Origin of the sequence: Microbaculum marinisediminis, assembly GCF_025397915.1 — a bacterium.
Taxonomy (GTDB): Bacteria; Pseudomonadota; Alphaproteobacteria; order Rhizobiales; family Tepidamorphaceae; genus Microbaculum; species Microbaculum marinisediminis.
Genome location: NZ_JALIDZ010000008.1, coordinates 225,289 through 247,415, shown reverse-complemented (window position 1 = coordinate 247,415; position 22,127 = coordinate 225,289). Strand labels below are relative to the sequence as shown.

General features: G+C 66.2%; 18 protein-coding genes. 13 read left to right on the top strand and 5 right to left on the bottom strand.

Annotated elements, in window-relative coordinates:
- Window positions 1–54: 54 nt before the first annotated feature.
- Together MUB46_RS18100 and MUB46_RS18095 are read right to left on the bottom strand one after the other, a co-directional pair.
- Window positions 55–1,671 (bottom strand): phytoene desaturase family protein, encoded by a 1,617-nt coding sequence (locus MUB46_RS18100; protein ID WP_261617356.1) that lies wholly within the window; start codon window positions 1,669–1,671, stop codon window positions 55–57.
- Between the two features lie 18 nt (window positions 1,672–1,689).
- A complete protein-coding gene (locus tag MUB46_RS18095) occupies window positions 1,690–3,180 on the bottom strand; it encodes a M81 family metallopeptidase (protein WP_261617392.1) in 1,491 nt (496 codons plus the stop codon).
- A gap of 170 nt (window positions 3,181–3,350) precedes the next feature.
- Between MUB46_RS18095 and MUB46_RS18090 the strand changes: the two genes are divergently transcribed.
- From MUB46_RS18090 to MUB46_RS18075, 4 genes are all read left to right on the top strand, one after another.
- Complete coding sequence (locus MUB46_RS18090) at window positions 3,351–4,673, top strand: aspartate aminotransferase family protein (RefSeq protein WP_261617355.1); 1,323 nt, start codon at window positions 3,351–3,353, stop codon at window positions 4,671–4,673.
- A gap of 155 nt (window positions 4,674–4,828) precedes the next feature.
- Window positions 4,829–5,617 (top strand): enoyl-CoA hydratase, encoded by a 789-nt coding sequence (locus MUB46_RS18085; RefSeq protein WP_261617354.1) that lies wholly within the window; start codon window positions 4,829–4,831, stop codon window positions 5,615–5,617.
- Between the two features lie 14 nt (window positions 5,618–5,631).
- A complete protein-coding gene (locus MUB46_RS18080) occupies window positions 5,632–6,825 on the top strand; it encodes an acyl-CoA dehydrogenase family protein (protein WP_261617353.1) in 1,194 nt (397 codons plus the stop codon).
- Between the two features lie 35 nt (window positions 6,826–6,860).
- Window positions 6,861–7,868, top strand: a complete 1,008-nt coding sequence (locus tag MUB46_RS18075) for an acyl-CoA dehydrogenase family protein (protein ID WP_261617352.1) — start codon at window positions 6,861–6,863, stop codon at window positions 7,866–7,868.
- Window positions 7,869–7,898: 30 nt separating this feature from the next.
- Here the strand turns inward: MUB46_RS18075 and MUB46_RS18070 are convergent, their stop codons facing one another.
- A complete protein-coding gene (locus MUB46_RS18070; protein WP_261617351.1) occupies window positions 7,899–8,672 on the bottom strand; it encodes an IclR family transcriptional regulator in 774 nt (257 codons plus the stop codon).
- Window positions 8,673–9,123: 451 nt separating this feature from the next.
- On the opposite strand from MUB46_RS18070, the gene MUB46_RS18065 reads away from it, so the two are divergent.
- The 9 genes from MUB46_RS18065 to MUB46_RS18025 all read left to right on the top strand — a co-directional run bounded on the left by MUB46_RS18065 (window position 9,124) and on the right by MUB46_RS18025 (window position 20,143).
- Window positions 9,124–10,182: an ABC transporter substrate-binding protein gene (locus tag MUB46_RS18065; RefSeq protein ID WP_261617350.1), complete on the top strand. Its 1,059-nt coding sequence runs from the start codon at window positions 9,124–9,126 to the stop codon at window positions 10,180–10,182.
- 145 nt (window positions 10,183–10,327) lie between these two features.
- Window positions 10,328–11,446 carry an ABC transporter ATP-binding protein gene (locus tag MUB46_RS18060; protein ID WP_261617349.1) on the top strand — a complete coding sequence of 373 codons (1,119 nt, stop codon included), beginning with the start codon at window positions 10,328–10,330 and terminating at the stop codon, window positions 11,444–11,446.
- Window positions 11,443–13,170, top strand: coding sequence for an ABC transporter permease (locus MUB46_RS18055; RefSeq protein WP_261617348.1), 1,728 nt, complete (start codon window positions 11,443–11,445; stop codon window positions 13,168–13,170). Before MUB46_RS18060 ends, MUB46_RS18055 begins: the two co-directional genes overlap by 4 nt.
- A 114-nt stretch (window positions 13,171–13,284) precedes the next feature.
- Entirely contained in the window at window positions 13,285–14,703 is a 1,419-nt protein-coding gene (locus MUB46_RS18050; RefSeq protein ID WP_261617347.1) for a phenylacetate--CoA ligase family protein, read from the top strand.
- 14 nt (window positions 14,704–14,717) lie between these two features.
- The gene (locus tag MUB46_RS18045) at window positions 14,718–15,512 is read left to right on the top strand and encodes a CoA transferase subunit A (protein WP_261617346.1); all 795 of its coding nucleotides are present in this window, start codon (window positions 14,718–14,720) and stop codon (window positions 15,510–15,512) included.
- On the top strand, window positions 15,512–16,345 hold the full coding sequence (locus tag MUB46_RS18040; RefSeq protein ID WP_261617345.1) for a CoA-transferase: 834 nt from the start codon (window positions 15,512–15,514) through the stop codon (window positions 16,343–16,345). The genes MUB46_RS18045 and MUB46_RS18040 overlap by 1 nt, the downstream gene beginning before the upstream one ends.
- Before the next feature lie 12 nt (window positions 16,346–16,357).
- On the top strand, window positions 16,358–18,106 hold the full coding sequence (locus tag MUB46_RS18035; protein WP_425256283.1) for an acetolactate synthase catalytic subunit: 1,749 nt from the start codon (window positions 16,358–16,360) through the stop codon (window positions 18,104–18,106).
- Between the two features lie 37 nt (window positions 18,107–18,143).
- Complete coding sequence (locus tag MUB46_RS18030) at window positions 18,144–19,328, top strand: acetyl-CoA C-acyltransferase (protein WP_261617344.1); 1,185 nt, start codon at window positions 18,144–18,146, stop codon at window positions 19,326–19,328.
- 53 nt (window positions 19,329–19,381) lie between these two features.
- Complete coding sequence (locus MUB46_RS18025; RefSeq protein ID WP_261617343.1) at window positions 19,382–20,143, top strand: TetR/AcrR family transcriptional regulator; 762 nt, start codon at window positions 19,382–19,384, stop codon at window positions 20,141–20,143.
- Between the two features lie 73 nt (window positions 20,144–20,216).
- On the opposite strand, the gene MUB46_RS18020 is transcribed toward MUB46_RS18025, so the two are convergent.
- The gene (locus tag MUB46_RS18020; protein ID WP_261617342.1) at window positions 20,217–21,575 is read right to left on the bottom strand and encodes a TRAP transporter large permease; all 1,359 of its coding nucleotides are present in this window, start codon (window positions 21,573–21,575) and stop codon (window positions 20,217–20,219) included.
- On the bottom strand, window positions 21,572–22,111 hold the full coding sequence (locus tag MUB46_RS18015; RefSeq protein WP_261617341.1) for a TRAP transporter small permease subunit: 540 nt from the start codon (window positions 22,109–22,111) through the stop codon (window positions 21,572–21,574). The genes MUB46_RS18020 and MUB46_RS18015 overlap by 4 nt, the downstream gene beginning before the upstream one ends.
- Window positions 22,112–22,127: the final 16 nt, after the last annotated feature.

The following is a 22,127-nucleotide window of genomic DNA, read 5'->3' as shown; positions in this document are numbered from 1 at the left end:
GTCTCCGAGAATCGTTATCCGACGGTCCTCGTTATCATGGCGCCCGCATGTTCGCTAGGTGAACTCCCGTCGCCGCTTGAGGATTTCCCGCGCCGCGTTCATACCGGGAAGGCCGGTGACGCCGCCGCCGGGATGGGTGCCCGATCCGCACTGGAACAGTCCCCGTATCGGGCTCGTGTAGGCGGCATGGCCGGCGGCCGGCCTGAGGCTGAAGAGCTGGTCGAGATGCATCTCTCCGTGAAAGATGTCGCCGCCGACCAGCCCGTATTCGGTTTCCAGGTCCAGCGGTGTTAGCGCCGAGTAGCCGAGCACCGACCCGGGGAAGTTCGGCGCGTAGTCGCCAATCGTGTCGATCACCAGTCTGGCGACCTCGTCGCGATGGTCGTCCCAGCTCCGGCCGTCGGGGAGGTCGGGATTGAAATGCTGGCAGAAGAGGCCGGCGATATGGGCGCCGTCCGGCGCGAGCTCGGGCTCGATGGTCGTGGGGATGCACATCGAGATCACGGGGCGGCGCGACCATCCCTGGTGCCGCGCGTCGTCGTAGGCGCGCTCGAGATAGTCGAGTGACGGCGCGATGGCGATGGTGCCGGTGTGATGGGCCTGCAGGTCGCGTCCCGGCCGCGCGGTGAAGTCGGGCAGTTCCGACAGCGCGACGTTCATCCGGAAGGTCCCCGAGCGACAGCGCCAGTTGCGCAGCCTACGCACGAACGTGCTGTCGAGCGTGCTGGTGTCCAGCATCTCGAGAAACAGCAGGCGGGGATTGACGCTCGACGCCACGATCGGCGCGCGCAGGACGGTTCCGTCGTGCAGGGTGACCCCCGCGGCACGGCCCTTCTCGACGATGACCTCGCGAACGCCGTCGCCGAGCCAGACGTCGCCGCCGCGCGCTTCCAGCGATGCCTGCATCGCCTGGGTGATGCCGCCCATGCCGCCGCGCGGCTGGCCCCACTTGCCGCGCTTGCCGTTGACCTCGCCGAAGACGTGATGAAGCAGCACATAGGCGGAGCCGATGGCGTAGGGGCTGGCCATGTTGCCGACCAGGCCCTTGAAGCCGTAGACGCCCTTGAAGGCCTCGTTGTCGAACCGCTCGTTCAGGAAATCGGCAAGGCTCTTCAGCATGAGCGCGGCGAAATCGGCGCGCTGCTTGGGCGAGAGGTGGCGCAGGTGCAGCCCGACCCTGCCGGTCTGCAGCAGCTGGCCCCAGCCGCCCGTCATTTCCGGCGGCCGTTCGCGCGCGACTGCGCGCATGACCGTGGCGGCGACATCGAGAAGACTGGACAGCTCGGCATAGGCGTCGGCGTCGGAGGGACTGGTGTGCGCCAGCTGGTCCATGATGCCGGCCTTGTCGGTGGTCAGCTCGATGGAACCGCCGTCGGGCAGGACGCTGAGCGTTCCTCCGGTCCGTTCCAGAATCTCCAGACCATGACGGTGCAGCTCCAGGTCGGCGATCACCTCGGGCGCCAGCAGGCCGACGAGATAGGAGCAGGAGGAGTTGCGGAAACCGGGGTGAAATTCCTCCGTGACGCAGGCGCCGCCGACGATGTGCCGGCGCTCCACGACCGCCACCTTCATGCCGGCCTTGGCGAGATAGCCTGCGCAGGTCAGGCCGTTGTGTCCGCCGCCGATGATGACGGCGTCATAGGTGTGGTTCCCGGGAGACGGGGTGTTCATGGCGGGCTGGGCTCGCTGTCAGGATGGGACGAGGAAGTGCGGGGGGACGTGCCGATAAGGCAGACGGGTCAGGTCTGTGGGGGCGGGGCCGGGGGTCTCGACGTCGACGATCGCGCCGCACAGGTGCTCGAAGCTCGCGCGGAAATGGTTCTTGGCCTTCGCGCAGAACAGCGCGATGTCGCCAAGGTCGATCCCGTGCAGGGCGCACCATGCCGGATCGTTGACGCTCTGCGGCGTCTCGCCGACGACCACCGAAATGTTGCCCGACCGCAGCAGCACGGTGCGCCCGATCGCCTCCGGCCGGCCGTATTCCATCGGGCCGGTGTTGGAAAAGCGCCCGTCGGTGAGCCGGACGATCTCGCCTTCGAAGGCAACGGGCGGACCGAACGCGTCGCTCAGCCGGCCGCCGAGGGTGACGTGCAGCGTCGTCCCGGGGCCCGCGGCGTGGGCCCTGGCGACGAGCTCCGGGTCGTAGAAACTGGCGAAGAGTGCGGGCCACGGCGGCCGCATGTCGACCAGGGCCTGGAACAGGCCGGGGGTATCGCAGGCACCGCCCGAAAGCGGGTTGTCGGCGTTCTCCAGCACGGCGACCGGCCAAGGCGTGCCGCGATCCAGCAGGTCGCGGGCGTGCTGTAGGCCGCGCGCTGCATCGGGTAGCGTCGACAGGAAGTCGGCGTGGCGGCGCTTGAGCTCCGCCGCGACCTCCCGCGCGGCCGCATGCGCGTCCAGGCCGGACGCCTCGCCTTCGTCGCGATAGCACACGGTCACCGAGGATGAGGTCCACGGGGTATCGGCATAGGCGAAGCCGCCGAACACGGTGATGTCTTGCAGGCCTCGCGCCGTCTCGGTCTCCGCCGCGAGGCGTACCAGCGCGCCCATCGGATCGCCTGCCGTGCGCATGGCGTGGCTCAGCGGCAGCATCGGCACGGGCAGGATCAGGGATTTCAGCCGCTCGCCGCCCCGCGCCATGCGATCGAGCAGGCCGAGGGCCTTTGCCGCCGTCTGTGCCATGTCGACATGCGGATAGGTCTTGTAGCCGACGATGATATCGGCGCATTCGGCGATCCGCGGGTCGAGGCAGGCATGCATGTCGAAGGTGACCGCGACGGGCACGTGCGGTCCGACCGCTGCGCGGACGCGCTCGAGAAGCGTGTAGTCGGGGCCGAGGTCCTCCGTTCCGGCGATGGCGCCGTGCAGCGAGATGTAGACCGCGTCCCAGGGGCCGTCGGAGATCCCCTGGACGATCTCGTGGATAATCGCATCCAGGGCCGCCTGCTCGACCGGGCCGCCCGGCATGGCGGAGGTGCAGCGCAGGAAGGTCCCGTCCCACGACGGATTGGCTTCCAGAAAGGCAACGGCTGCGCCCATTTCCGTCGCGGTGCCGCGGAAAACGTTGCGCGCTTTCGGCCCGGCCTGCCACTCGCGCAGGTGAAATCTGTCCAGTCCCGTCGGGATGGGGGAAAACGCACTGGCCTCGTGCCAGAGCCGCGCAATCGCCAGACGCCGCATCGGGCTCACGCTCGTCTTTCTTGGTGTCCGCCACAGCGAAGCCGGCCGCTTTGTGGCGATGGTTGTCCGTTCAGTGAATTTATGTTCACTATGCGGATGACCCTAATGGCGAACCCGCGTCACTGTCAATCGGCGCCGGCGTCGCCATGCCATTTCTGCGAGCCCTTGCGATGAGCCACGTCTTCCACCGTTCCGCCCGTTCCGTCCCGCCTCTCGCCCTGTCCGCCGAGGGCAGCTTCATCCTGGGCGCCGATGGCCGGCGCTATCTGGATGCCTGCGGCGGCGCGGCGGTCTCCTGCATCGGCCATGGCCGCGACGAGGTTGCGGAGGCGATCGCGGCGCAGGCGCGCGGGCTCGCCTATGCGCACACGGGCTTCTTCACCAGCGCGCCGGCCGAGGAACTGGCGGACCTTCTGGTCGCGGGCGCGCCCGCGGGCATCGACAAGGTCTACTTCGTGCTGAGCGGGTCCGAGGCGGTCGAGACGGCGCTGAAGATGGCGCACCAGTATCACCGCGAGCGTGGCGAGCCCGCACGCCGGCATGTGATCAGCCGTTGGCAGAGCTACCATGGCAACACGCTGGGCGCGCTTGCGGCCGGCGGCAATCGCGGCCGCCGGACGGCCTATCAGGATCTTCTGGTCGAGATGCATCATATCCCGCCCTGCTATCCCTATCGCGGGATGGCGCAGGGCGAGAGCGCCGAGGAGTACGGCCGGCGGGCCGCCGACGACCTGGAACGGGCGATCCTGGACATCGGTCCGGAGACGGTGTCGGCCTTCATCGCCGAGACCGTCGTGGGGGCGACTCTCGGCGCGGTCGCGCCCGCGCCGGGGTATTTTTCCCGGATACGGGAGATCTGCGATCGCTACGGCGTGCTGTTGATCCTCGACGAGGTGATGTGCGGCATGGGGCGGACCGGCCATCTGCACGCCTGTCTCGCCGAAGGGGTGGCGCCCGATGTGATGACGCTCGCCAAGGGATTGGGCGCGGGCTACCTGCCGCTCGGCGCGGTCTTGGTGTCGGGCCGGGTACATCAGGCGTTCGCGGACGGATCGGGCGGCTTTCTGCATGGCCAGACCTTCTGCGGCCATCCGGTGGCTTGCGCCGGTGCGCTGGCGACGCAGACGATCGTGCGCCGCGAGGGCCTGGTGGAGTGTGTGCGGGCGGAGGAACCGTTCCTGGAGGGCCTTCTGCGGGATGCCTTCGCACAGCATCCGCATGTCGGGGACATTCGCGGGCGCGGATATTTCTGGGCGCTCGAACTGGTCGAGGACCGGGACAGCAAGGCCCCGTTTCCGGCCGGCGCGCGCCTAGCCGCGCGCGTCAAGGCCGAGGCGCAGCAACTGGGCCTGCTCTGCTACCCGGGTTCGGGCACCGTCGACGGCCAGGTCGGCGACCATGTGCTGCTGGCGCCGCCATACACGGCCACGCGCGGTGAGCTGGAACAGATGGTGTCGTTGCTCGGCGAGACCTTCGATACGGTTTTCGACTAAGCGCCGGCTGGATCGGAGCGGGCTCCCGGCGATCAGGTCGCCGCGGCTCTTCCATATGGTGGAAACCTGCGGGCGGCCGGTCACTATTGCCGCGCTACACGGATGGCTACAGTCCTTCGAACAATTCCTGTTTCGAAGACTTGCGAGCCAGAAGCGTGTTCCAGAACATCGAATATCGTATCGACGGCGCCGTCGCCTACATCCTTCACGCGCGCCCGGAAGCGCGTAACGCCGAAAGCAGGACCCTGCTGGACGAGCTGGACGCCGCGCTGGCGAAGGCGGTCGAGGACAGCACGGTGCGGGTCATCGTCATCGGCGGCCAGGGAGATCATTTCTCCGCCGGGCACGATCTCAAGGAAGCTGAACGCGAACGGCAGGATTTCACCGTCGAACAGCGCTGGGCCTACGAGGAGCAGCGCTATTTCGACTACGCGCTCCGCATTTGGGATTGTCCCAAGCCGACGATCGCGCGGGTTCAAGGCGCCTGCATCGCAGGCGGGTTCATGGTCGCCAACATGTGCGACCTGGTGGTGGCGTCCGACGATGCGTTCTTCTGCGATCCGGTGACCCGCACGATGTCGGCGGCCGCCGTCGAGGTGCTCATTCACCCCTGGGTAATGGGGATGCGGCGCGCCAAGGAGTTCCTCTACACGGGCGAACGGATGCCGGCTGCCGAGGCCCATGCGATAGGGATGGTGAACCACGTCTATCCGCGGGCCGACCTGGACGCCCAGACGCACGCTCTCGCCGAAAAGATCGCGGCGGCGCCGCCGTTTGCGGTCAAGCTCGTCAAGCGGTCGCTGAACCGGACCTTCGATGCGCAGGGTTTCCGGACAGCGCTCTCGGCGCATTTCGACGCGCATCAGCTGTCGCACGTGTCCGATGAATTCGCGCGCATGCGCGGCGACGGCCTGTCCGGGGCGATCGGCCGGGGCAAGTCGTGATGCCGGTTGCTGCGATGACGCGCGGTCCCGGGTTTCTCCGCGAGACCGGCGACGAGGCCTTCCGCGCCGGCCTGCGCGACTGGCTCGCCGCCGCGCTGCCGGTCGCCGCCGGCGATCGGCTGGGAACCGCCGATCTGCACGGCCTCGCCTTCCGCCGGGAATGGGAAGATCACCTCTGCAGGTCCGGGCTTTCCGGTCTGGGGTGGCCGGAGGCGCTGGGCGGCCACGCTCTGTCCCTGACGCGCCAGGCGATCTTCCACGAGGAGTGCGCGCGGGCCGGGACACCCCTGCCGGTCAACATGATCGGCCACGGGATCGTCGCGCCGACGCTGATCGACTACGGTAGCGCGGACCAGAAACAACGTTATCTGCCACGGATCCTGTCCAACTCCGAGATCTGGTGCCAGGGCTATTCCGAGCCGGGGGCGGGGTCTGATCTCGCCGCGCTGGCCACAAGGGCGGAACGACGCGATGATGTCTATGTCCTGAACGGGCAGAAGATCTGGACGAGCTTCGCCGATATCGCCGACCGGTGTCTGCTGCTGGCGCGGACCGGTGGCGGCGAGTCGCCACGCGCGGGAATATCCGTGCTGCTCGTCGACATGCGCCTGCCCGGCATTACGGTCCGTCCCATACGCCAGATAACCGGCGAGGCGGACTACAACGAGGTCTTCTTCGATGATGTCGAAGTGCCGGCCGATTGTCTTCTCGGCGAGGAGAATGGCGGCTGGCGCATCGCCATGGCGGCGGCGAACTACGAACGCAGCACCTACTTCGTTCCGCGCATCGTGAGGATGCAGGCAGAGCTCGACGCGCTCGTTCTGCTTGCCGCCGGAACGTTCCGGCACGGGCAGCGCCTGATAGACGATCCCGCGGTCCGCTCGACGGTCACCGATCTGAGCCTGAACGTCCAGGCGCTTCGACTGTATGCGGACCGCATCCTCGAGATGGCCGAGCAGGGCGTGCCCCCGGGCGTCGACGGCTCTTCGGTCAAGCTCCTGTGGAGCGAAAATCACCAGCGTCTCCTGGATCTGGCGATGGATATCCTCGGCCCCGATGTCGTCCTTGGCCCGCAGGAACGGTCGGCGCCGGCGGAAGGGCGCTGGAACCGCGACTACCTCTGGACGCGGGCCGAGACGATTCTCGCCGGAACCTCGGAAATCCACCGCAACATCATTGCCGAACGTGGGCTGGGGCTGCCGCGATGACTACCGAAGCACATACGACCGCGTTTGCCGACCCGATGCTGCGGGAGGCGGTCGACAGCGCCCTCGCCAACGTCGTCCTGACACCCGCCGAACCGGATCCGCAGGCGTTGTCCCGCCGGCACTGGTCGCTGGCCGCCGAAATGGGGTGGACCGCAGCCGATATCGACGAGGCGCACGGGGGGCTTGGCCTCGGGCTCGCCTACATCGCTGACATCTGCGAGTCGGCCGGTCGGCACCTGTTTTGCGGGCCGTTCGCCGAAACCGCCGTCCTCCTGCCCTCTGTGGCGCGGGAGGTCGAAACCCTGTCTGCACTGCTTCCAGGCGTTGCCGCGGGCGACGTGCGGGTCGCCTATGCGGAAGCCAGCATACCCGACGGCAGCGGCGGGTCCGTCTCGTTCGCGCCCGTCGAACACGCGCTTCAGGCGACGCATCTGGCCGTGATCGAGGAAAGCGGCGGCGAACTGCGTGTGCTCATCACGGATCTCGATGGCGCGGAGATCAGTCCGCTGCAGTCCATGGATCTGTCGGTTTCCGTGGCGCGAGTCGTCCTCCCGGATCCTTCCCGATGCCCGCCGATCACACTTGGCGCGGAGGCCACGCGCCGGGTCCTTTCGGCAATGCACATTGCCGTCGGCGCGGACCTGCTGGGGGTCGGAGAAGCCGCGCTCGCGCGTACGGTCGAGCACGTGTCGAGCCGCAAGCAGTTCGGCAGGCCGATCGGTGCGTTTCAGGCGCTGAAACACCGTCTGGCCGATGTGCACACAGCGTTGCGCACGGCACGGCTGGCGCTCGCGCACGGCGTTGGCGATGGGGCGACGTTCCAGGATACGCGGGCCGCGCGGACGCTTGCCGCGGACGCCGCCATGCGGGCGACCGCAACCGCGATCCAGCTGCATGGCGGATCCGGGTTCTCCTGGGAGCTCGATCTGCATCTGTTCTTGAAGCGCGCCCGGCGGTTGAACGCGCGGACCGGTGGGACGAACCGCCTTCGCGCGTCGGCCGGGAACGATTACATCGAACGGACGATCGCCGCGCGCGCGTGATCGTCCGGCGTCTTCGGCGACCGTCTCCGCTCAGGCGCGGGCCATCATGTACCCGTTGGCCAGATCCCGTACCAAGGCGACGGTGGCGCTGCGTCGCGGCTCCGCGAACTCTGTCGCCGGTATTGCACAGGATATCGCCGTCGCGGGCGTGCTCGCCTCCGCGGGCAGGGCGAGGCCGAAGCCGACGATGCCCGGCGTCACCGGGCTGCGCCGGATCACGTAGCCGTTGCACCTGGCGGCCTCCAGGTGTTCTCGGAAGTTGCTTCCCGTCGTTCGCACGAACCGCGCATAGACCGGCTTGTTCGCGGCAATGATCCGTTCGGCTTCGTCTTCCGGAAGGGCGGCGAGAAGCGCCATTCCGCCGACCCCGGCGCCCAACGGTAACCGGGCGCCGACGGGCAGTGTGGTGCCTTTTTCCGGCGAAGCCGCCTCGACCCTGTCGATGCACACGCAATCCAGGCCGCTGCGCATGGACAGATAGATGGTCGCGTCCGTTCGCGCGGCGATATCCTCGATCAACGGCCGGAAGCGTTCCGCCTCGCCGGTGGCCTGGTTGGCCGACAACCCGAGCTCATAGGCGAATCTGCCAAGCGTGTAGCGATGGGCGGTGTGGTCCTGGGCGACGAGGCCGTGGTCGGCGAGCCGCTTCAGGATGCGCCGGACGGTCGGCGCGGGCAGTTCGGATTCCCGGGACAGGTCGGTCAGCCGCGCGCCCTTCGGGCAATAGGTGGCAACGAGCCGCATCAGCAAGACCGTCCTGTCGATCATCTGGGTGCCCTGGGCCGGTGTCGCCTGCACGTTCATTGGTGTCATCCTCCCTAAGCCGCGAAGCCGTCTGGTACCGCGTCACGACCGACCGGCCGTTCGCACGTGGGTTCGTTTCCGCACAAGGCATTCATACCGGCGAAATGCCGGAGTTTCCGCCTACGCGAAGGCCTGCGGACAGGCGCCTTCGCCATTGACCGAACTGCGCGTTATCGTACAATGTGTCGAAAGATCGATGCAAACGTCGAATCTTTTGCGCGCTCTCCCGTCCAGGCGGAACCGCTGTGAACAGAGTGTTAGTTGCCTTGGGGTGCGCGGAATTGCGTATTCCCGACGCATGTCTTTTGTTCGCTAGGCAATGTGTTCCATATCATGGAGTGTAAAATCGTATATCGCGATATTTCCGCTTTATGGATGTGCTTCCTTATAAGATAAGACTTGAAGTCTGGTGTTTGATGATCCGTTTGATTCCAATAAATGGGAGGAATACATGAGCCGATCTTACGCCTCGATCCGGGGCGCCGTCGCGGTGTCCGCGCTTGCACTCGCCGCGCTGTCCGTTCCCGCAGCGGCGGAAACCTTCGAGGAAATCCTTGAGGGCGCGAAAAACGAAGGGCAGCTCTTCGTTCTCGTCTCCAGTCCCGGCAAGCCCGAGACCCATACGGCCGTCGCGAAGGCCTTCAACGAGCGGTTCGGTCTCAACACCAGGATCGAATGGACCGCGACCAGCCCGGTACAGACTGGCTCGAAGCTGATCGCGGAGCAGGGTGGTGCCGGTTTCGCCGATGTCGTCGGTTCCGGCGGAAACCAGGAAATTTCGGTTCTGTTCGACCGCGACATCCTGAAGCCCTATCCCTGGGTCGAGACGTTCGGGGGCGAGCTCGAAGGTATCGGCGATGCGGTCGACCCGGTCATCGACGACATCAAGGGCGCCGGTTTGGTGATCGCCCATAACGCCTACGGTCTGGGGTGGAATCCGGACCTGATCTCGGAAGACGAGCTTCCCAAGTCCTACGCCGACCTGATGACCCCGGAATGGAAGGGACGGTTTGCGGTCAACGCGTTCTCGCTCAATCCGGTCGACTACTACTCCTTCGCGATCGGCGACGACAAGGCGATCGAAATGGCCGAGGGCATACTCGCCAACGAGCCGATCCTGGAGCGCGGAACCGGAGCGGTGACCCGGGCGATCTCCGTCGGTCAGGCGCCGGTCGGCATTTCGTCCTTTCATCAGGCCGGTCGCGTCGACAACGTGAACTTCAAGCTGTTCGAGGATTACCTGCCGATGGGGTCGCTGCATATCTATGTGCCCGAGAATGCGCCCAATCCCAACACCGCGCGCCTGTTCGCGGCCTGGTTAGCCACGGAAGGCCTCAAGGTCGTGAACGAGAACGAGCCACTGCCGCGTATCGGTGCGGGAACCGCGCTCGACGGGATGGTAGAGGCCTTCAATGCCGGCGGCGGCGAGATCCTGTCCGAACGGTCCCTGGAAGACACGGCGAACGCTCGGGCCCTGCGCAAGGCGATTGCCGAGAAGATGACCCAGTAAGTCGCCCCAATCCCGTCGCGCGCCTGTCCAAACTGCTTCCAGGGGCGCGCGACGGTACTCTGCCTATGTCGGCCTATGCCGGCAGGTTTCGCGCCACCGCGACCACGCCTGAACCAGGCTCGACCGGATCCTCGACGGTAATCTGATGCTCAAAATCGACAGTCTCAGGAAGGTCTTCCCCGGAAGCGAGGGGCGCGCGCCGACCAAAGCGCTCGACGGCGTCTCCTTCACGGTCGAGGAGGGTGCCTTCTTCACGCTCCTGGGCCCCAGTGGCTGCGGCAAGACGACAACGCTTCAGTGCATTGCGGGGCTCGAGGCGCCCGACAGCGGAACGATCCGCATGGGCGACACGGTGGTTTTCTCCGGTAGCGAACGCATACTGATTCCATCGAACAAGCGGCGACTCGGCATGGTGTTCCAGTCCTATGCGATCTGGCCGCACATGAGCGTGTTCGACAACGTCGCGTTCCCCCTGGTGCACGGATCCAGGCGGCCGCCAATGGCGGAGGTCAGGCGGGAAGTCGCCAAGGCGCTGGAGATGGTCGAGCTCGGGCATCTGTCCGACCGGCCGGCGCCGATGCTCAGCGGCGGTCAACAGCAGCGCGTGGCGCTTGCCAGGGCCCTGGTGCACCAGCCGCGCCTGCTGCTTCTCGACGAGCCCCTTTCCAATCTCGATGCCAAGTTGCGCGATACGATGCGTACCGAAATCCGCAATCTGGTAAAATCCGTCGGTATCACCACCCTGTTCGTCACCCACGATCAGGTCGAGGCCGTCGGCATGTCGGACCAGATAGTGCTGATGCGCGGCGGCTCCATCGTCCAGCAGGGGACGCCGCGCGAAATCTACCTGCATCCCAACAGCGTTTTCACAGCCGACTTCATGGGCCGCAGCAATCTCGTACCGGGCCGCGTCATGGCCGGCGGTTCGACGGGCCGTATCGAGGTTCCGTTCGGCGAACTCGCCGGTACAGTCGCATCGGGCCTGCAAGCCGGCGATCGCGCGGTGGCCGTTATCCGACCGCAAGCGGTGGAGCTGCTGAGCGAAGCGGACTCCACGTCACGCGAAAACTGTTTCTCCGCGCGCATCACCTCGCTGAGTTTCCTGGGTGATGTCGTGGAAACCGAAATCGATGCCGGCGGACAGAAGCTGGTGCTGATGCTCAATCCGTATGCGGGCTACGAACCGGGGCAGGAGATTTTTCTGCATGTCCCCGCTGACCGATGCGCGATCGTCCCTGCCGATACCACGGAGCAGAGCCAGTGACGGACGTCCCTGTTCAGGGCGGCGTGAAGCCGGCAACAGGATGGAACCAGCAGAAGATCACGCTGTCGATCCTGCTGCTCGTTGTCGGCATTCTGGTTCTCGGCCCGGTCCTGATCCTCATCCGTGCGTCGTTCGCCCCGGCGGGAACCATGCCGCTGGAGACGTGGCAGTTCAGCCTCGAGCACTACCGGGAACTGTTCAACAGCCCGACCACGTGGAAGCTTGTCGGCAACACCATGGTCTACGCGCTGTTCTCGATGGCGATCGGCGTGTCGATCGCCACCGGTATGGCCTGGTGTACCGAGCGCACGAACATGCCGGGCCGCTCGCTGGTGCGGATCCTGATGTTTTCGTGGATGGCGGTGCCGGCACTGGTCGTCGGCTTCGGCTGGATCCTCCTTATCAATCCGGGCAACGGCTTTCTCAATGTGCTCTACCGCGAGCTGTTCGCCGTGCGCGGGGTCCTGTTTCCGCTCTATTCATTCTGGGCGCTGACCATCATCACGGCCTTCGCGGTTGTGCCGACCGCCTACGTCATGATCTCCGGTCTGCTGCGCAACATGGACCCGCAGCTCGAGCAGGCCGCGCGGGTTCATGGTGGCCGGGCCTGGACGGTCATCCGCCACATAACCCTGCCGCTGCTCGTCCCGGGTCTGTTCTCGATCGGCATCTACATGTTCATGGCGGTCGTGCAGACATTCGACCTGCCGCTGATCATCGGCCTGACCGCCCGTTTCCCGGTGCTTTCGACGCGCGTCTATCTGCTGTCGTCGCCGGACAACGGGCTGCCGAACTACGGATTTGCGGCGACCTTCGGCGTGCTCCTTCTGGTCATCGCGCTGGGGTTGATGTGGGCGTATATGCGGTCGACGCGCGTTGGCGAGAAGTTCCGCGTCGTCTCCGGCAAGGCCTTCCGGCCGCGCCGTATCGCGCTTGGCGGCTGGAAGCCGGTCGCGATCGGCTTCGTGTTCTCCTACTGCCTGGTCATGGCACTGCCGTTGATGATGTTGTTGTGGGTCAGCCTCAACACGACCTTCGTCATGCCGAGCTTCGATGCGCTGTCCGGGCTGTCGCTCGACGTGTACCGCCGCGTGATCGCCAATCCGGTGATCATGCGGGCGGCGATCAACACCATCGTGCTGGTCGTGACCAGCGCCACGGTCGTGATGGTCCTGTCGACCCTGATCGGCTGGTTTACCACGCGATCGGGAAGCCGGATCGGCAGGGCGCTCGACGCGCTGTCGTTCGCGCCGATGGCCATTCCGCCGATTGTCCTGGTGCTGGCGATCGTGCTGATTTACCTGCGAACACCCGTCTACGGCACGATCTGGGTCATTGTAATCGCCCATTCGACCGTCTTCCTGGCGTTCGGCGTGCGGACCATGAGCTCCGCTCTGATCCAGCTGCACACCGAGTTGCAGGACGCGGCCCTGGTCAGCGGCGCGAGCTGGCTGACGTCGCTGCGCACCGTGGTGCTGCCACTCGTCTGGCCGCAGTTCGTCAATGGCTGGCTGTGGGTCTTCGCCCACAGTGCCCGCGATCTCACGGCGCCGCTGATGCTCTTGTCGACGACCAATGTCGTCGCCGCGTCGGCGCTGTGGAACATGTGGCAGTTCCCCGATCTACCGGGAACCGCCGCCCTATCGATCATGCTGATGCTGGCTCTCCTCGCGATCGTCGTGCCGTTCCAGATCTATACGGCGCGCCGGCTGGAATCCCGCTAGCCGCATGACCGACCCGTCAATCAGGACCGGACGACAATCCGGCCCCCGACTTCCGAGAAGTGAGGCGCCCCGCGCGCCGTGCAAGGACCGGCCCGGCCGGCAATGGATGCGACCGTGACGTTGGAAAAACCACACTACTACTGGCAATCCCTGGACTGGGCGGCGTTGACCAAGGCCTATCCCCCGCCGGGGCTGTTCGAGACGACCACCGGGCGCATGTCCGCCGACGAGATGCGGGCGCTTCAGAGCGCACGTTTCCTCGAGCGCGTCGCCGATGCCTGGAAGCTGCCCTTCTATCGCGATCGCTGGCGCGCCGTCGGCCTCGAGCCCGGCGACATCCGCAGCATCGACGACATAGAGAAGATCCCGGTCTTCACCAGCGACGATCTCAAGACCGCGATCGAAAGCGCGCCACCGTTCGGCAGCCACCAGCCCGGCTCACCGGAGTATCTGAGCGAGGCGCACGTGCGGATCCTGACCAGCGGCGGCACGACCGGCCTACCGCGGGTTACACTGTTCGACGCGCATGCGCTGGAAGTGCAGGGCATCCAGAGCGCGCGGGCGTTCTGGGCGCAGGGTCTGCGCCCCTCGGACATCATTCAGATCACCTATACGAACTCGCTGGCCAACGCGGCCTGGTGCACGCTCCAGGGCGCGTTCCACTGGATCGGCGCGATCCCGATGACGACCGGATCCGGAAACGTCACGTCGAGCGAACGGCAGCTCCAGTACGCCAAGGCATGGGGGACGACTGCCTGGTTCACCCGCGCTGAGTATCTGGCCCGTCTCACGGAGGTCGCGCGCGACACCGGATTCGACCTGCATCAGCTCAAGACCCGGCAGATCCACTCGCACATCGGACCGGATGCCGACGGCACGCGCCGCAAACGTCTCGAAGAGGCGTGGAACGCGCCCGTCTATGACAACTACGGCACCCACGAAATCGGCGAAATCGCCTTCGAGTGCCGCGAAAAGGCGGGGATGCATATCAGCGAGGACACGGTCTACATCGAGATCACCGACATCGCGTCGGGCAAGGCGCTGCCGCTCGGTGAAACCGGCAATCTGATCGCGACCAGCCTGTATCGCAGCGCTCCGCCGATCATCCGCTTCAACATGCGGGACCTTCTGGCGGTCTATCCGCGCGAGGAATGCGGCTGCGGGCTGTGCACCCATAAGCTTTCCAACTTCCGGGGGCGCAGCGACGAGATGGTGAAGCTGCGCGGCACCAACGTCTACCCGCTGGCCTGCATGGAAGCGGTCTCGCGCGATCCGCGCGCCAACGGCGAATACATCTGCGTCGTCTCGAACGAGGGCGAGGGGCTTTCGCTGCGCGAGAAGTTCGTCGTCCGCGTCGAACGCAAGTCGACCGACGTCGATGCGGAGGTGTTCCGGGCCGACATGGAGGCCGCGCTGCATCGCGACCTCGGCGTCCGCGTCGACGTCGAGATCGCCGATCCGGGAACGCTCGCGATCCACACCGGGCTTGGCGCCCAGAACAAGACCAAACGCCTCCTGGACTTGAGAAAGTGAAGAAGACGGACACCATGAGCAAACGCATTGATCTTCAGGAGATGGTCTCCTCGATCGGCAACGACGACCTGATTGGGTTTGGCGGCGGCGGGCTGCAGCGCAAACCGATCGCAGCGGCCGCGGCGATCGCGCGGTCCGATCTTGAGGACCTGGAAATCGCCTCCTTCCTCGGCGGTCCCGAGGTGGACCTGCTGATCGGTATGGGCAAGGTCCGGCGGCTGCATTTCTCCTTCGTCGGATTCGATCTCTTCGGGCTGGCGCCCAATTTCCGCGCCGCCCGTCAGGCCGGCGAGCTTGAGGCCGTCGAGTATTCCGAGGGCCTGATGATGACGGCCTACGAGGCCGCGGCGAAGCGGCTTCCGTTCCTGCCGTCGCGCTTCGGCCTGGGCACCGATCTGCTGACGACTGCGACCAATGTCTTCCAGCCGATGGCCTGTCCCCTGACCGGCGAACAGCTGCTCGCGGTGCCGCCGCTCGCCCCGGACGTGGCCATCGTGCACGTCAATGAGGCGGATGCCTCGGGCAATGCCCTCATTCACGGCGACTCCTTCGCCGACATGCTGCTGATCCAGGCGGCGTCGCGCGTCATTCTCACAGCGGAGAAGATCGTCGACGAGATCCCCGGCGAGCGCCGTGGCCGGTCGACCTTCATTTCGCGGCTGTGGGTGGATGCCGTCGTCGAGGCGCCGCGCGGCGGCGGCTTCTCGGCGGTCTTCCCCGACTACCGCTTCGACCTGCCGAAAGTCCTCGAATACCAGAAGAACGCCACCGACCATGCCTGGCTCAGCGAACACCTAGCGAGTGCCTGATGACTGATACAAACTATACGCTCGAAGAACTCATCATCGCCCGCATGTCGAAGGAGTACCGCGACAGCGGCCTCGGCGTCGGCGCGACGATCCTCGGGGATCTGTCCGCGCGTCTGGCCAAGACGCTGTACGCACCGAACCTGTTCCTGACGACGGCCTCGCGCGCGGCGGCAGACCCGGACGTCCACGCCAAGTCCCTGTCCGAGGAATGGACGCTCGACGCGACCGCAAAGATGGCGCTCGACTGGGAGCAGATGTTCCGGATGATCGCGCAGCAGAAGCTGCAGATCTGGATCGGCGCGGTCCAGATCGACCGGAGAGGGGCTTCCAACATCTCGGTCATCGGCGACTGGCGCAAGCCGCGTGCGCAGTTCATCGGCGCGCGGGGAATCCCGGACGACCTCTGGGGTTGCGAACGGCTGAACTTCCATATTCGCACACAGTCTCCACGTACGTTCGTCGAGAAGGTCGATTTTGTCTGCGGCTTCGGCCAGACGCCGGATCTCGGAGAGCAGATCATGCGTCCCGCGGCGCCCGGAATGGTCGTCTCGGATCTCGGCGTCTTCGATTACGGCGGCCCCGACGGGACCATGCGCGTGGTTTCGCTCCATCCTGGCGTGTCCTTCGAGACGGTGCAGGAGCGGACCGGCTTCGAGCTTCCCGATCCCGGCAAGGACGTTCCGGTCACCGCTGTCCCGACGCCGGAAGAACTTCACGTGATCCGCGAGGTCATCGACCCCAACGGATTGCGTCGCCTCGACAGCGCGACCGCGAGCCCGAAGCTGATGCTGGAGCTCTGGGAGCAGGAGCTTAAGGCCGCCGAAGCGGCCTAGAGGGAAACCGTCTTGCTTGTAGCCGACAACGTCACGACCGACCGGCATCGTGCCATTGCAGACAATGCGAACTCGGGCGGACATGCGTTCGCCCGGGCGTTCGCCCGGCACGGCGTCACCGTCGCGTTCGGCCAGAGCATCCCCTCTCTGTTCCATCTGGTGGCGCCGTCGCACGGCATCACGCAGGCGGTCTACCGGACGGAGCACGCCGGCGGCGCGATGGCGGACGCCTATGCGCGGATCACCAACCGCGTTGCGCTCGTCACCGCCCAGAACGGGCCGGCGGCAACGCTTCTGGTCGCCCCGCTCGCGGAAGCGCTGAAGGCCTCGATCCCTGTGATCGCGTTGGTGCAGGAGGTGACCGCCGACATGGCCGACCGCAACGCGTTCCAGGAGCTCGATCACCGTTCGCTGTTCGCCGGCGTCGCCAAGTGGGTGCGCCGGGTAGACGATGCCGATCGGATCGACGACTACGTAGACATGGCGGTGACTGCGGCCACGACCGGGCGACCCGGTCCGGCCGTGCTGCTCGTGCCCGGCAACGTCCTGGCCGCCGGCGTGCGGTCGGAGCCGATCCGGCGTGTCGCCCTCGGCGGCTTTCCGCTCGACCGGTGCGCGCCCGACGCCGCAGCCGTCCGGCGCGCTGCCGAACTGATCGCGAATGCCCGGCGGCCGTTGGTGATCGCCGGCGGCGGGGTGCATCTGTCGCAGGCGCACGCGGTGCTGGCGGACCTCCAGCAGCGGTTCCATCTGCCCGTGGCGACCACGCCGATGGGCAAGGGGGCCGTATCCGAGGATCACCCGCTGTCGCTCGGGGTCGTCGGCTATTTCATGGGCGAGGGCGCGCGGACCGAGCATCTGCACGATTTCGTCAGAGATGCCGATGTCATTCTGCTGGTCGGCAACCGCACGAACCAGAACGGCACCAATTCCTGGCGGCTGTATCCGCGCGAGGCCCGCTATATCCACCTCGACGTCGACGGCGAGGAGATCGGCCGCAACTATGAAGCCGAACGGCTCGTCGGCGACGCCCGATCGGGGCTCGAAGCGCTCGCCGGCGCGCTCGACGGGATGGATCTCACGGTCCGAAGCAAAAGCCGCACCGGCTTCGAGGCGGAGATCGGCAACGCCGTCGGTCAGTTCCGCGACCGGCTCCCCGGCCATCTCGAGACGACCGCCAGTCCGGTGCGGCCGGAGCGGGTGATGCTGGAGCTGGACAAGCGTCTGAGCCCGGATGCAACCGTTGTGTCGGACGCGAGCTATGCCTCCGTGTGGACCGGCAACTTCCTGACCGCCCGCAGGCCGGGAATGCGGTTTCTGTCGCCACGTGGCCTCGCGGGCCTTGGATGGGGGCTGCCGATGGCGATCGGGGCCAAGCTTGGCCGTCCCGAGGCGCCAGTGGTCTGCGTGACCGGCGACGGCGGATTCGCCCATTGCTGGGCCGAACTCGAGACGGCTGTCAGGCTGTCGCTTTCCGTCACGGTCATTGTCCTGAACAACCAGATCCTCGGATATCAGAAGGACGCCGAGGATGTCCTGTTCGGGGCGCATACCGAGGCCTGCCATTTCGCGCCGGTCGATCACGCAGCGATTGCAAGGGCTTGCGGCGCGCGGGGCATTCGCGCGGAAACGCCCGGCGATGTCGCCGACGCGATTGCGGACGCATTGGCCGCGACCGGCCCGACCGTGATCGACGTCGTTACCGACCCGAGCGCCCGACCGCCGATCACGCTGTATCGCGGCCGCTTCACCGATTCCTGACCCAGTACTCAGAGTTCAGACAGAAGGCATACCCGACATGAAAGACGCCGCCATCGTTTCAATCGCCCGTACGCCGGTGGGGCGCGCGTATCGCGGCGCGTTTAACGACACGCACGGCGCGGATCTCGCCGGCCATGCGATTTCCGTCGCGGTGCAGCGGGCCGGCGTTGCGCCGGATGAGGTCGAGGATGTGATTCTCGGCTGCGCCATGCAGGAAGGCACGACCGGTTACAATATCGCGCGCCAGGCCGCGATCCGCGCCGGGCTGCCGGTATCGGTCGCTGCCGCCACGCTGAACCGTTTCTGTGCTTCCGGCCTGTCGGCCATCGCGGCGGCGGCCAATGCGGTGCGCACCGGAGAGGTTTCGGTCGCTGTCGCCGGCGGGGTCGAATCGATCAGCCTCGTGCAGAACAAGCATAAGAATAACTATCGGCGCGAGAACGCCTGGCTGCTGGAGAACAAACCGAGCATCTACATGCCGATGCTGGAGACCGCCGAGAACGTCGCCAGCCGATATGGCGTTTCTCGGGACGCGCAGGACGCGTACGCGGCAAACAGTCAGAAGCGCGCAGTCGAGGCGATTGAAGCGGGCCGCTTCGACCGGGAGATCGCTCCACTGGAAACCTTCAAGATCGTCGAGGACAAGGAAACCAGCGAACGCCGGACCGAGATTGTCAAGCTCATGAACGACGAGGGCGTCCGGACCGGCACGACGGTCGAGAAGCTCGCCGGACTGAAGCCGGTGCACTCCGAGACGGGAACCGTCACGGCCGGCAATGCGTCGCAGTTGTCCGATGGCGCCGCCGCGGTGGTCGTGATGGACGCCGATCTGGCGGCGCGTCGCGGCATCAGCCCACTGGCGCTGTTCCGGGGCTTCGCCAATGTCGGCTGCGAGCCCGACGAAATGGGCGTCGGTCCGGTCTTCGCGGTGCCGAAACTGCTTGAACGTTTCGATCTGTCAACGGACGATATCGGCCTCTGGGAGCTGAACGAGGCGTTTGCATCGCAGACGCTCTATTGCCGGGATCGTCTCGGAATAGATCCGCAGCGGTTCAACGTCGATGGTGGCGCGATCGCAGTCGGTCACCCCTACGGCATGAGCGGCGCACGCCTGGCGATGCACGCAATCTCCGAGGGTGCTCGACGCAAGGAAAAACTGGCGGTAGTAACGATGTGCGTGGGGGCGGGAATGGGCTCCGCCGGACTGCTGGAAATTGTATGACAGAACCCGGGTAGCGGCGCCTCGCTGTTGCGGGTGCAGGAGAGGAACTAAGCGTGGCGGACAAGGCAGCCAAACCGTCCAGGCCGGAAAACAAACCCGCGCGCGGTTCCGCGAAACCCAAGCGGAGTGGCAACAATGTCCGCAAGGAGCTCGTGCGTCAGCAGATGCTGGAGAAATCCGCCGAACTGTTCTGCGCCAACGGGTTCGCCAAGACCAGCATCAACGACATCGCCGACTCGCTGTCGCTGAAACGCTCGTCCGTCTATCACTACTTCCAGAACAAGGAAGAGATCATCCGGGAGCTTTTCCTGGAGGAGTACGAGCGGCGCTGCTCCGAGCTCACCGCCCTGTTCGAGCGGAAGAACCTGACGGCGCTCGATCGGCTCGTTCTGGCGGTTGAGGGCGCGATCACCCAACGGCTCAGGGGGGGGAGCCGTTTCATGGTGTTCGACCGCCTCGAGGCCGAGGCGCCCGCGGAGCTGCGGATCAGCTACAATCGCAGCCGGAGACAGATCCTCGACCTCTACACCCGCCTCATCTCGGACGGCATCGAGACCAAGGAGTTCCGGTCGGTCGATCCGCAGCTGACCGCCTTCGCGGTCATCGGCATGTCCAACTGGACCGCGCTCTGGTATTCGCCGAGCGGCCGGATGACGCCGAACGAGGTCGCGACGACCCTCGTCAACCTGCTGGTCCGCGGGATCGAATTCCGTGACGGCGACCGGGACCAACCGGGTTCACTGGCGATGGCCATACGGTATCTGCGCGAGGACCTGGAGGGGCTGGAACGGCTGGCGGCTCAGGACAACGAGTAGCGGCCTCTCCGGAAACTGATCGGCACGGGCGGACCCGGGCGCTGCGAATGGACGCGGCTTGCGAACCGCGCGGTCAGTAGGCGATTTCCGGCAGCCACAGGGCGATCTGCGGAAAGAACCAGACGAGCGCCAGGCCGATCAGCTGCAGGATGACGAAGGGGATGATGCCACGGTAGACCTGTCCGGTCGTCACCTCGGCGGGCGCCGCGCTCTTGACGTAGAACAGCGCCATGCCCACCGGCGGTGTCAGGAACGACGTCTGCAGGCAGATGGCCATCAACATCGCGACCCAGACCGGATCGAAGCCGAAGGAGACGACCACGGGGATGGTGAGCGGCGCGATGATCAGCACGATCTCCATCCAGTCGAGGACGAAGCCGAGCAGGAACACCGTCAGCAGCACGACGGCCAGGATGCCTTCCGGCGGGAAGGGCAGCGCCGACAGCGATCCCTCGATGACTTCGTCGCCGCCGTAGCCGCGCAGGACGACCGAAAAGCAGCTTGCGCCGAAGATCAGGGCGAACAGGAACGCCGTGGTGCGGCCGGTGGCCTCGCTGACCTCCCGCAGGGTGGTCCAGGTCAGCCGGCGGTCGATCGCCGCCAGGATGGTCGCGCCGAGCGCGCCGACACCGGAGGCTTCGGTCGGCGAGGCAATGCCGAAGAAGATCGAGCCGAGCACGGCGAGCATCAGTGCGACGGGAGGGGCCAGCGCGCGCAGCAGTTCGTAGGCCGCGCCCGTGGTGTCGTCGCCCGCGTCCTCGGGAATGGCCCGCGCACGTGGCGCGGCCGACGGCCGCAGCGTGGCCACCGCGACGATATAGACCGTGTAGAGCAGCGCCAGCATCGCGCCAGGGATCACCGCCGCCATGAACAGGTCGCCGACCGACAGGCGCAACTGGTCGCCCATCACGATCAGCATGATCGACGGCGGGATCAGGATTCCGAGACAGCCGGAGGCGGCGACCGTGCCGAGGCTGAGCGGAATGTCGTATCCGGCCCGGTTCAGCGCGGGCAGCGCGACGGTGGCCAGCAGAATGACGGAGGCGCCGATGATGCCGGTCGACGCCGCCAGCACGAGCCCGATCATGACGACGGCGAGGCCGAGGCCGCCGGGCACGGTGCGCATGATGCGCGACATCGCGGCCAGCAATCGCTCGGCGACGCCGGACCGTTCCAGCATGTAGCCCATGAACACGAACATCGCGATCGGGACGAGGCTGTAGTTGGACAGCGTCGCGAATATCCGGTCGGTGGCGAAGCCGATGAAGTTCGTGCCCGCCAGAACCTTGATGCCGAACAGCGGCAGGACGTCGCCCAGGAGCGCGAACAGCACGCCGACGCCGCCCAGGACGAAGGCCACCGGATAGCCGGCGAACAGGCCCGCCGCGAAGGCGGCGAACATCGCGATGACGAAGATGACGTCCTGGGTCACGTGTCGGCTTTCTGGCGCGATACGCGCGGCGGCGCGTTGAGAACGCGGAGGCTGCGCAGGATCGCGGCGATGCCCTGGAGGCCGAGCAGCACGAAGCCGGCGAACAGCACGAACTTGATGACGTAGCGCGCCGGCAGGCCGCTGGGCATCGGCGAGCCCTCGCCGATCGAATAGGAATAGGCGAAGTTGCCCCAAGCAAACCAGGCGACGCCGATCACGAAGGGCAGCAGCAGCACCAGTCCGCCGATCAGTTCGATCCAGGCCTTGCGCCGGGTGGAGAACCGCGCGTGCCAGACGTCGACGCGCACATGGGCGTCATCGCGATAGGCATAGGCCAGGCAGCCCAGCACGACGATGGCGTTGATGTGCCACTGAAGCTCCTCGAATTCGACGAAGCCGAGGTCGAAGCCGTAGCGCAGGCCAACGTTGAGAACGATGACCGCCATGAGCAGCGGAAGCAGAAGCGACGACGCGCGCCCGACCGGAACGGTCACCCGGTCGATCAGGCTGGCGATGCGGGAGAGCGCGCGCGTCATGGTCGGATCCTAGCGG